The sequence below is a fragment of the Mycolicibacterium arseniciresistens genome (assembly GCF_030519285.1).
In the GTDB taxonomy this organism is placed as follows: Bacteria; Actinomycetota; Actinomycetes; order Mycobacteriales; family Mycobacteriaceae; genus Mycobacterium; species Mycobacterium arseniciresistens.
Window position 1 is genome coordinate 1 of the sequence record NZ_JAUMSQ010000267.1, and the last position, 9,604, is coordinate 9,604.

Genomic DNA, 9,604 nt, shown 5'->3' on the forward strand with positions numbered 1-9,604 from the left:
CCCGGCGGCGCCCGGCGACGATCCGTAGGGTGGACGCGACCGGTTTCAAGACCGAGGCGTGGAGGCAATACCTCGTCGGAACGGCACCCGGTCGTCACCACATCCAGTGAAGGGGATTCATGTCTCAGGCGGCAGAGTCGGAGCCCGACGATCAGCTGACGGCTCTCGACGAGCAGGCCACCGGCGAGCAGGCCCCCGAAGACCAGCCCAATGAGCCGACCGAAGTCACCTTCGACGAGTACCTGCACCCCGCGCGGCCACGGTCACTGCGGTTCCGGCCGCGCGTCAAGGCGCCGTTCACCCGCCGCTCGCTGACTCAGGACGGCTCCCCCACCGGCGACAACCCGGCGTACGTGTCCTGGCTGCTGTCCCAGTCGATGCTGGCCGACGCCAACGAGATCAGCCAGCAGTTCTCCGGGCAGGGGTCGATGTGGCAGAACCCGTACGCCACCCCCAGCCCGCGCGGCGCCGTCGAGACCGCGTCGGTGTGGTTCACCGCCTACCCGCTGTCGCTGATCACCCGGTCCAGCGAGTCGTTCCTGAAGGCGATGGCCGACGAGGACATGTGGAAGGCGTTCTCCGAGATCGGTATCGAGGCCATCCACACCGGCCCGGTGAAACGCGCGGGCGGCATCTCCGGCTGGCAGCTGACGCCGAGCGTGGACGGGCACTTCGACCGCATCAGCACCCAGATCGATCCCGCCTTCGGCACCGAGGAGGAGTTCCGCCACATGTGCGGGACCGCCAACTGGTACGGCGGCACCATCATCGACGACATCGTGCCCGGCCACACCGGCAAGGGCGCGGACTTCCGGCTCGCCGAGATGAAGTACGCCGACTACCCGGGCATCTACCACATGGTCGAGATCGACCCGCGCGACTGGGAGCACCTGCCCGACGTCCCGGCCGGCCAGGACTCGGTGAACATCGATCCCTCCACCGAGGAGTGGCTGGACAAGGCCGGCTACATCATCGGCAGGCTGCAGCGGGTGATCTTCTACGCCGAGGGCGTCAAGGAGACCAACTGGAGCGTCACCCGTCCCGTGGTCGGCATCGACGGCGTCGAACGGCGCTGGGTCTACCTGCACTACTTCAAGGACGGGCAGCCGTCGATCAACTGGCTGGACCCGTCGTTCGCAGGCATGCGCCTGGTCATCGGCGACGCGCTGCACTCGCTGGCCGACCTGGGCACCGGCGGTCTGCGGCTGGACGCCAACGGCTTCCTCGGCGCGGAGAAGACCGCCGCCGAGGACGGTGTCGGCTGGTCGGAGGGCCACCCGCTGTCGGAGGCCGCCAACCACCTGATCGCCAGCATGGTGCGCAAGGTCGGCGGGTTCACCTTCCAGGAGCTCAACCTCACCATCGACGACATCCGCGAAATCGGTGAGGCGGGCGCCGACCTGTCCTACGACTTCGTCAACCGGCCCGCCTACCACCACGCGCTGGCCACCGCCGACACCGAGTTCCTGCGGCTGACGCTGCGCACCACCCTGGAACTCAACGTGGACCCCGCCTCGCTGGTGCACGCGCTGCAGAACCACGACGAGCTCACCTACGAACTCGTGCACTGGTCGACCGGGCACCGCGACGACGTCTACACCTACAAGGGCGAGGAGATCACCGGCGAGGTGCTTGGCGAGACCGTCCGCCGGGACCTGTCCGACCGGCTGACCGGTGAGAACGCCCCGTACAACCTGGTGTTCACCACCAACGGGATCGCCTGCACCACCGCCACGGTGATCGCGGCGACCCTCGGTGTCACCGACCTCGACCAGATCCAGGACGTCGACCGGATCCGCCGGGCGCACCTGCTGCTGGCGATGTTCAACGCGTTGCAGCCCGGGGTGTTCGCACTGTCCGGCTGGGATCTGTGCGGGATGTTGACGCTGCCGGCGGGCAAGGTCGCCGAACTGCTGCGCGGCGGGGACACCCGCTGGATCCACCGCGCCGCCCACGACCTGATGGGCGTCAACCCGACGGCGACGCAGTCGCAGGCCGGGATGCCGCGGGGGCGCAGCCTCTACGGCCCGATCCCCGAGCAGATGGGCGACGAGACCAGCTTCCTGCGTCAGCTGCAGGCCATCCTGCGGGTGCGCTCGCACTACGGCATCGCGACCAGCCGCCAGATCGACATCCCCGAGGTGTCGCACCGCGGGATGCTGGTGCTCGTCCACCAACTCGCCGAGGAGAACCGCTACCAGCTCACGGTGCTGAACTTCGCCAACGAGGACATCGCCGGTTCGGTGCGGTCCAAGAAGCTGCCGCCGGGTTCGTCGGTGTCGGACATGTTCACCGGCAAGGCCTTCGCGACGGTCGACGACCTGCACAGCTTCGCCGTCGAGATGCCCGCGCACCACGGCATGTCGCTGCTCGTCGAGGCGCCGGCCGAGGAGCCCGAAGAAGCCTGAGCCCGAGCTTCAGTCCGACTTACAGTCTGGCTTATAGTGGCGGGGTGACCCGGAGTCCCCTGATCGACAGCACCACCATGCTGCTCATCGGCGCAGGCCGCGCCGCGCAGCGCCGCCTCGAGGAAGCGCTGGCCGGTGACGGGCTGACGCTGCGGCACCTCGGTGCGCTGGGCCACCTGTCGCACTCGCCGGAGCTGTCCTACAGCGACCTCGCCCGCCGGGCCCGGATCACCCCGCAGAGCATGCAGGCCACCATGATTCAGCTCGCCGACGCAGGCGCCGTCGTCATCGAGAGCCGCGGCCGGGCGTCCTACCCGCGGCTCACCCCGCACGGCAGGCACCTGCTCTCGGCCGCCGCGGCCGCCGCGGCCGACTGCGACCGAGCGCTCGGCGTTCCCGACGCACTGCGCGACGCGCTGGCCGCGGTGGTGCGACGGGAGATGTTCGGTGACTAGCCCGGCGCACACCGTGGCGGTGGTGGCGCTGCCCGACACCATCGCGTTCGACCTCAGCACACCGGTCGAGGTGTTCAGCTGGGTCACCCTCGCCTCGGGCGAACCCGGCTACCGCGTCGTGGTGTGCGGCAGCGAACCCGTCGTCAGCGCCGGTCCGTTCCGCATCGCCACCGACCGCGGCCTCGACGCGCTGACCGAGGCCGACACCATCGTCGTTCCCGGCCGCCGCGACCTGACGGCGGCGCCGCCCGCGGCGCTGGTGATCGCACTGCGCGCGGCGTACTCCCGCGGCGCCCGGATCGTCTCGATCTGCACCGGCGCCTTCACCCTGGCCGCCACCGGACTGCTCGCCGGGCGCCGCGCGACCACCCACTGGATCTGCACCGAGGCGTTCCGGACCGCCTTCCCCGACGTGCAGCTCGACCCCGACGTGCTCTACGTCGACGACGGCCAGATCCTCACCTCAGCGGGCGCGTCCGCGGGCATCGACCTGTGCCTGCACATCGTGGCGCGCGACCACGGCGCCGCCATCGCCGCCGACGCCGCCAGGCTGTCCGTGGCGCCGCTGCACCGCAGTGGCGGCCAGGCGCAGTTCATCGTCCGCAACCGGGTGCCGCTGCCGGCCAACGGCGTCCGCCACGAATTCGACGCCGTGCTGGCCTGGATCGAGACCGAGGCACACCGCGAGCTGAGCCTCGGCGAGATCGCCGCGCGCGCGGCGATGAGTGTGCGGACGCTCAACCGCCGGTTCCAGGCCGAGACCGGCCAGACGCCGATGCAGTGGGTCACCGGCGTCCGGGTCCGGCACGCCCAGGAACTGCTCGAGACGTCCGACCTGGGAGTCGAGTCGATCGGCAGGCGGGTCGGGTTCACGTCACCCGCGAACTTCCGTGAGCAGTTCCGCAGGCTGGCCGGGGTGTCGCCGCGCAGCTACCGGGCGGCGTTCCAGGACCGCCTCGCCGGGTAGCGGTTTGCCCTTCCTCGCGCGGCACTGGTTCCATGGACTGATCCTTACGAAAGGCTTGCCTAAATGAACGCTCCCCATGCCGACGTCGCGGGTCTGCGCCTTCTCGTCGTCGGGGCGTCCTCGGGGATCGGTCACGCCGTCGCCACCGGCGCCGGCAGGCACGGCGCCCGGGTCGCGGTCGCGGCGCGCCGCATCGACCTGCTCACCGAGCTGGCCGAGTCGGTGAGCGGCCTGGCCTTCGAGCTCGACGTGGCCGATCCGGCGGCCATCACCGCGGTGGTGACCGCCACGGCCGAGGCGCTCGGCGGCCTGGACGCGGTCGTGTTCACCAGCACCGTCATCCCGTTCGCCTTCGTCGAGGACACCGACGTGGCCACCTGGATCCACGCGTTCACCGTCAACACCGTCGGCGCGAGCAACGTGCTGCGGGCCGCGCTGCCCCACCTGTCGGAGAACGGCGTCGTGCTCATCGCGTCCGACCACAACGTCGGCAGGCCGCGGGCCGGGGTCGCCGCCTACAGCGCCAGCAAGGCCGCGCTCGACGAGATCCTGCGGTCCTGGCGCGGCGAGCACCCCGAACTGTCGGTCATCCGGGTCGGCATCGGCCCGACCGAGGACACCGAGATCCTGCGCGGCGCGGACCGCGACCTGCTGGCCCAGCTGTTCCAGTCCTGGGTCCAGGACGGTCAGCTACCCGCGAGGATGTCCGCCCTCGACGACGTGGCCGACACCCTGCTCACGCTCATCGCCGCGGCGTACGCGAACCCGACCGTCGTCCCCGAGTTCGTCCAGCTCGCACCGCGGTTCAAGAAGTCTGCGCCGCGGCCCGCCCAGGACGCCTGACCGCCGGTGCGGGCGGTCCCCGTCATCGCGCTGACCGGTTACCTCGGCGCGGGGAAGACCACGCTGCTCAACCATGTGCTGCGGGCCCCGGACGCCCGGATCGGCGTCGTGATCAACGATTTCGGTGAGCTCAACGTCGACGCCGCGCTGGTCACCGGGCAGGTCGACGAGCCGGCGTCGATCGCGGGCGGCTGCATCTGCTGCCTGCCCGACGACGGGGCGCTCGACGTCGCGCTGGAGAAGCTGGCCGATCCGAAGCTGAATCTCGACGCGATCATCGTCGAGGCCAGCGGCCTGGCCGACCCCGTCGCCATCTCGCGGATCATCCGGTTCAGCGGCGTCGACAATGTGCGGCCGGGCGGCATCGTCGACGTCATCGACGCCGCAATGCATTTCGACACCGTCGACCGCGGCGGCAGTGCGCCGGCACGGTACGGCGCGGCGTCACTGGTGGTGGTCAACAAGCTCGACCGGATCCCCGACGACGGCCGGGGCGCCGCGCTGGAGCGGATCGAGGCGCGGGTCCGCGAGCGCAACCCCGACGCCCACATCGTCGGCGCGGTGGGCGGCCGGGTCGATCCCGCGCTGCTGTACGACTCGGCGGGCACGGGTGAACCCGTGGGGCAGTTGTCCTTCCGGGAGTTGCTGCTCGAAGACCAACACCACCACGTGCACGCCGACTCGGTGACGGTGACCGGCAGCGGAGGTGTCGACCCCGGCGCGCTGGTCGACCTGCTCGAGCAGCGGCCCGCCGGGGTGTACCGGCTCAAGGGCACGGTCGCCGTCCGCTACCGGGCCCGCACCCGCGGCTACGTGGTGAACGTCGTCGGCACGTCGATCCACGTCAGCACCGCCGACCGGGCGCCCGCGGTGAACGGTCTGGTGGCCATCGGCACGTCGTTCGACACCGACGAGGTGCGGGCTCAGATGGCGAACGCATTGCGCCCGGCCGAGGGAACGGTGTCCGCGGCCGGGCTGCGCAGGCTGCAGCGCTACCGGCAGCTCAGCATCTGAACGCCGGTGCGGCAGGATCGCGGGTGACATGACCGACTCCGCTGCCGACGACGGCGCCGCACCGGACCGGCGCAGGCACATCCTGCGGCTGGCGATCTTCGCCGCGCTGCTGCTGACGCTGTTCTACGTCGTCGCGGTGACACGGGTGGTCGACGTCGAGGCGGTGCGGCAGGCGGTGGCCGCGACCGGACCGGTCGCACCGCTGACCTACGTGGTGGTCTCCGCGGTGCTCGGCGCCGTGTTCGTGCCGGGGACGCTGCTCGCCGCGGGCAGCGGCGCGCTGTTCGGCCCGGTGCTCGGCCTGTTCGTCACGCTGGGGGCGACTGTCGGCACGGCGGTCATCACCAGCCTGCTCGGCCGGCGGGCGGGCCGCGACAGCGCGATGGCACTGCTCGGACCGGTTCGCGCCGAACGCATCGAGGCGCAGATCGCACGGCACGGGCTGTGGGCCGTGGTTGGCCAGCGCTTCGTCCCCGGCATCTCCGACGCGCTGGCCTCCTACGCCTTCGGCGCGTTCGGGGTGCCGCTGTGGCAGATGGCCGTGGGTGCGCTGATCGGGTCGGTGCCGCGGGCCTTCGTCTACACCTCGCTCGGCGCCTCGATCGGTGACCTGTCCTCGCCGCTGGTCTACGCGGCCATCGCCGTCTGGTGCGTGACGGCCGTCGCCGGCGCGTTCGCCGCGCACCGGGGGTTCCGGCACTGGCGGGCCGGGCGCTTGGACAGCCGCGATAACGGGTAGTTCCGACCGCAGCAACCGGCCATCCGCACGTCAGGGAGTCCGTACATGGTGGGCTGGCTCGACAGACTGCAGCAGCGCAACCGCGCTGTCGGTTTCGTGATCGCGGTGATCTACAAGTACATCGACGACCAGGGTGGCTACCTCGCCGCGCTGATCACCTACTACGCGTTCGTGTCGATGTTCCCGCTGCTGCTGTTGCTCACCACGGCGGTGGGCGTGCTGCTGGTGGGACAGCCCGATCTGCAGCAGCAGGTGGTGCAGTCCGCGATCGGCCAGCTGCCGGTGATCGGCAGTCAGCTGCAGACACCCGAGGAACTCAGCGGCGGCGCGGTGGCCGTGGTGATCGGCATCGCGGGCGCCCTCTACGGCGGGCTCGGCGTGGGGCAGGCCGTGCAGAACGCGATGGACACGGTGTGGGCGGTGCCGCGCAACAACCGGCCCGACCCGATCCGCTCGCGGCTGCGCAGCCTGCTGCTGTTGCTCGTACTCGGGACGGCGGCCATCACCGCGACCGTGTTGTCCGCCGCGGGCCGGGCCACCGAGACCCTGGGCTGGTGGGGCAGGGCCGGCCTGATCGTGACGGCCGTCGTGATCAACGCGTTCATCTGTCTGGTGGCGTTCCGGGTCACCACGGCCCGGCACGTGACCTACCGCCAGGTGCTCCCCGGCGCGCTGACCGCCGCGGTGCTGTGGCAGCTGCTGCAGTCGTTCGGCACCGGCTATGTCGGGAGCGTGGTGGCGAGGTCCAGCGCCACCAACAGTGTGTTCGCCCTGGTGTTGGGCCTTCTGGCGTTCCTCTACCTGCTCTCGGTCAGCCTGGTGATGTGCGCGCAGATCAACGTGGTGCTTGTCGACCGGCTGTACCCACGGGCGCTGCTCACCCCGTTCACCGACGCCGTCGACCTGACCTCGGCGGACCGGCGCACCTACACCCGTAAGGCGAAAGCCGAACGGGTGAAGGGTTTTCAACGGGTCAGCGTGCACTTCGACCCGAGATCGGAACCGGCGACGGAGAAGCCGCCGGATCCGAACCCGTCGGAAGGTGAGCCGGCTACAGAATCGCCGCAGCGATGATGATGCCGAACGCGAAGTAGGACGCCGCGACCACCCACACCTGCGGCACGTACACCTCGGCCGCCAGCACGTCGCCGATGTCGATCCCGGTGCCCAGATGGATCAGCCGCACCGAAATCGCCTGCGCGGCAAGCCCGACCAGGCCGAAGACCAATGTCCGCAGCAGCCCCTCGATGAGGTCGCCGGAAGAACTGAAGATGGCCAGCACCACGATCAGCGCCATGGACAGCGCGCCCGAGCCGGCGATCACCGCGGCGTTGGGCCTGCCGGCCTGCACCAGCGTGCGCAGCGGACCGGGTGTGGTCCAGTCGATGATGAAGAAGCCCAGCACCATCAGGGCGATGCCGACGATCGTGTAGAGCGCGATCGCCGCGACGCCGTGGCCGACGATCGACCAGTATCCGGGCTCGAGCTCGGCGGCCAGCAACATGGTTTCTCCTCGCGTCATAGTGGAATGCGGTGTGGCACAAAGGCTGCGCCGTCGTCGGTGATCAGGCCTGCGGTCTCACGAATGCCCAGCCCGGCCGATTCGTCGCCCACGATCCACGTCCCCAGGCAGGGACGCATGCCGTCGAACTCGGGCAGCGGGTCGAGCAGCTGGTACACGAAACCCTCCTCGCCGTAGACCCCGCCGGTCTGGGTCTCGAAGCCGGGCCCGACGATGGTGATGTTGGCGCCCTCACGGCCGAGTTTGGGCTTGCGGACGTACTCGGTGAGTTCGTGCGGGTTGTCGAGGTAGGCGGGCAGCAGGTTCGGATGCCCGGGGTTCATCTCCCACAGCACCGCCAGGATCGCCTTGTTGCTCAGCAGCGTCTTCCACAGCGGCTCGACCCACATCGTCTCCGGCAGCAGTTCGACGACGCGGCGACCGAAGTCGTCGTCGAGCACCCACTCCCACGGGTAGAGCTTGAACAGCGACGAGATGGGCGCTTCCTCGAGGTCGACGAAACGGTTGAGCTCCTCGTCGAAGCCGATCTGCTCGATGGCCAAAGCGACGGTGTGCAGGCCCGCTTCGGCCGCGCACTCCTGAATATAGGCCAGGGTGACGTTGTCCTCACCGCTCTCGTCGGCCGACGACCACGTGAAATGCGTTTCGGCGCCGCTCAATTGAGGCCGGATCTCACCCCACCGTTCGACCAGCTTCTCGTGCAGCGAGTTCCACTGGTCGTCTTCGGGGTAGACGTCGGTCTTCCAATGCCACTGCAGGATTGCGGCCTCGAGCAGGCTGGTGGGGGTGTCGGCGTTGTACTCCAGCAGCACGGGCGGGCGCCTGCCGTCGTAGCGCAGGTCGAAGCGGCCGTAGAGGTGCGGATCGCTGCGCCGCCACGACGCCGCGATGGGCTCCCAGCTCCAGTCGGGCAGACCGAAGTCGGCGAATCGCTCGGTGAGCACCACGTGCTCGACGGCGTTGAGGCACATCGAGTGCAGCACCTCGACGCTCGCCTCGATCGACAGCACCTCGTCCATGTCGAAGACGTAGTGCACCGATTCGTCCCAGTACGGACGCGCGCTGCCGTCGGCGAGGCGGGCAGGGGTACCGAAGCACATTCCCTGGGCGGCGACGATCTGCTCCCAGTCCTGCCGGGGAGCGCGTCGTTCACGTCGCATTCAGCTGCCCGAACTGCCGTAACTGGACGAGGAGCCGAAGCCGCCGCGCTTGATGGAGGTGCCGGACTTGGTCTTCGCCGAGGTGCCCTTGGGCAATTCGAGGGTGCCACCGGAGGCGATGGTGCCGACGCCGCGGTTGGAGCCGCCGTAGTAGTACCGGTAGGGCGAGCCCGCGTAGATGAACACGCCGCCCGACCCGGAGCTGCTGCCGGAGCTGCAGTAGCTGTCGGGCACCACCTCGTTGCTGCCGTCGCGCACGCAGCTTGCGGCGACCTCTTCGTCGTCGTCGCTGAGCAGTGTGTAGCCGAGGGCGACGACGCCGACCACGCCGACCACCGCCGCGGTGCCCATCAGCGCCTTGCGGCGTTTGCGGGCCTTCTCGGCCTGCTTCTCGGCCTGCTCGGCGGCGAACCGCTCCGCCGCCTCGCGGGCCTTTTTCGCCTTGTCGCGGGCGCGGGCCTCGGCGACGGTCGGCTGGCGGGGCCGCGTCATGCCC

Annotated in this window: 10 protein-coding genes; 7 read left to right on the top strand and 3 right to left on the bottom strand. The window is 70.1% G+C overall.

All coding sequences use genetic code 11. From position 1 onward, the window contains the following. Positions 1–119: 119 nt before the first annotated feature. The 7 genes from treS (at position 120) to Q2100_RS24855 (ending at position 7,500) form a co-directional block, all read left to right on the top strand. Positions 120–2,408 carry a maltose alpha-D-glucosyltransferase gene (gene treS, locus Q2100_RS24825; RefSeq protein WP_302916197.1) on the top strand — a complete coding sequence of 763 codons (2,289 nt, stop codon included), beginning with the start codon at positions 120–122 and terminating at the stop codon, positions 2,406–2,408. 44 nt (positions 2,409–2,452) lie between these two features. Further along, positions 2,453–2,863 carry a MarR family winged helix-turn-helix transcriptional regulator gene (locus Q2100_RS24830; RefSeq protein ID WP_302916198.1) on the top strand — a complete coding sequence of 137 codons (411 nt, stop codon included), beginning with the start codon at positions 2,453–2,455 and terminating at the stop codon, positions 2,861–2,863. Continuing rightward, positions 2,856–3,830 (top strand): GlxA family transcriptional regulator, encoded by a 975-nt coding sequence (locus Q2100_RS24835; protein WP_302916199.1) that lies wholly within the window; start codon positions 2,856–2,858, stop codon positions 3,828–3,830. The genes Q2100_RS24830 and Q2100_RS24835 overlap by 8 nt, the downstream gene beginning before the upstream one ends. 63 nt (positions 3,831–3,893) lie before the next feature. Then, the gene (locus tag Q2100_RS24840) at positions 3,894–4,673 is read left to right on the top strand and encodes an SDR family oxidoreductase (protein ID WP_302916200.1); all 780 of its coding nucleotides are present in this window, start codon (positions 3,894–3,896) and stop codon (positions 4,671–4,673) included. A gap of 6 nt (positions 4,674–4,679) precedes the next feature. Then, positions 4,680–5,687: a CobW family GTP-binding protein gene (locus Q2100_RS24845; protein WP_302916201.1), complete on the top strand. Its 1,008-nt coding sequence runs from the start codon at positions 4,680–4,682 to the stop codon at positions 5,685–5,687. Positions 5,688–5,715: 28 nt separating this feature from the next. Next, positions 5,716–6,426 carry a TVP38/TMEM64 family protein gene (locus Q2100_RS24850; RefSeq protein WP_302916202.1) on the top strand — a complete coding sequence of 237 codons (711 nt, stop codon included), beginning with the start codon at positions 5,716–5,718 and terminating at the stop codon, positions 6,424–6,426. 45 nt (positions 6,427–6,471) lie between these two features. After that, positions 6,472–7,500 carry a YihY/virulence factor BrkB family protein gene (locus Q2100_RS24855; RefSeq protein ID WP_302916203.1) on the top strand — a complete coding sequence of 343 codons (1,029 nt, stop codon included), beginning with the start codon at positions 6,472–6,474 and terminating at the stop codon, positions 7,498–7,500. Here the strand turns inward: Q2100_RS24855 and Q2100_RS24860 are convergent. The 3 genes from Q2100_RS24860 to Q2100_RS24870 all read right to left on the bottom strand — a co-directional run. After that, positions 7,478–7,930 carry a DUF350 domain-containing protein gene (locus tag Q2100_RS24860; protein ID WP_264014840.1) on the bottom strand — a complete coding sequence of 151 codons (453 nt, stop codon included), beginning with the start codon at positions 7,928–7,930 and terminating at the stop codon, positions 7,478–7,480. The genes Q2100_RS24855 and Q2100_RS24860 overlap by 23 nt on opposite strands. A gap of 14 nt (positions 7,931–7,944) precedes the next feature. Further along, positions 7,945–9,108, bottom strand: coding sequence for a glutathionylspermidine synthase family protein (locus Q2100_RS24865; RefSeq protein WP_302916204.1), 1,164 nt, complete (start codon positions 9,106–9,108; stop codon positions 7,945–7,947). Then, a partial coding sequence (locus Q2100_RS24870) for a hypothetical protein (protein WP_302916205.1) occupies positions 9,109–9,604 on the bottom strand: 496 nt, incomplete at its 5' end.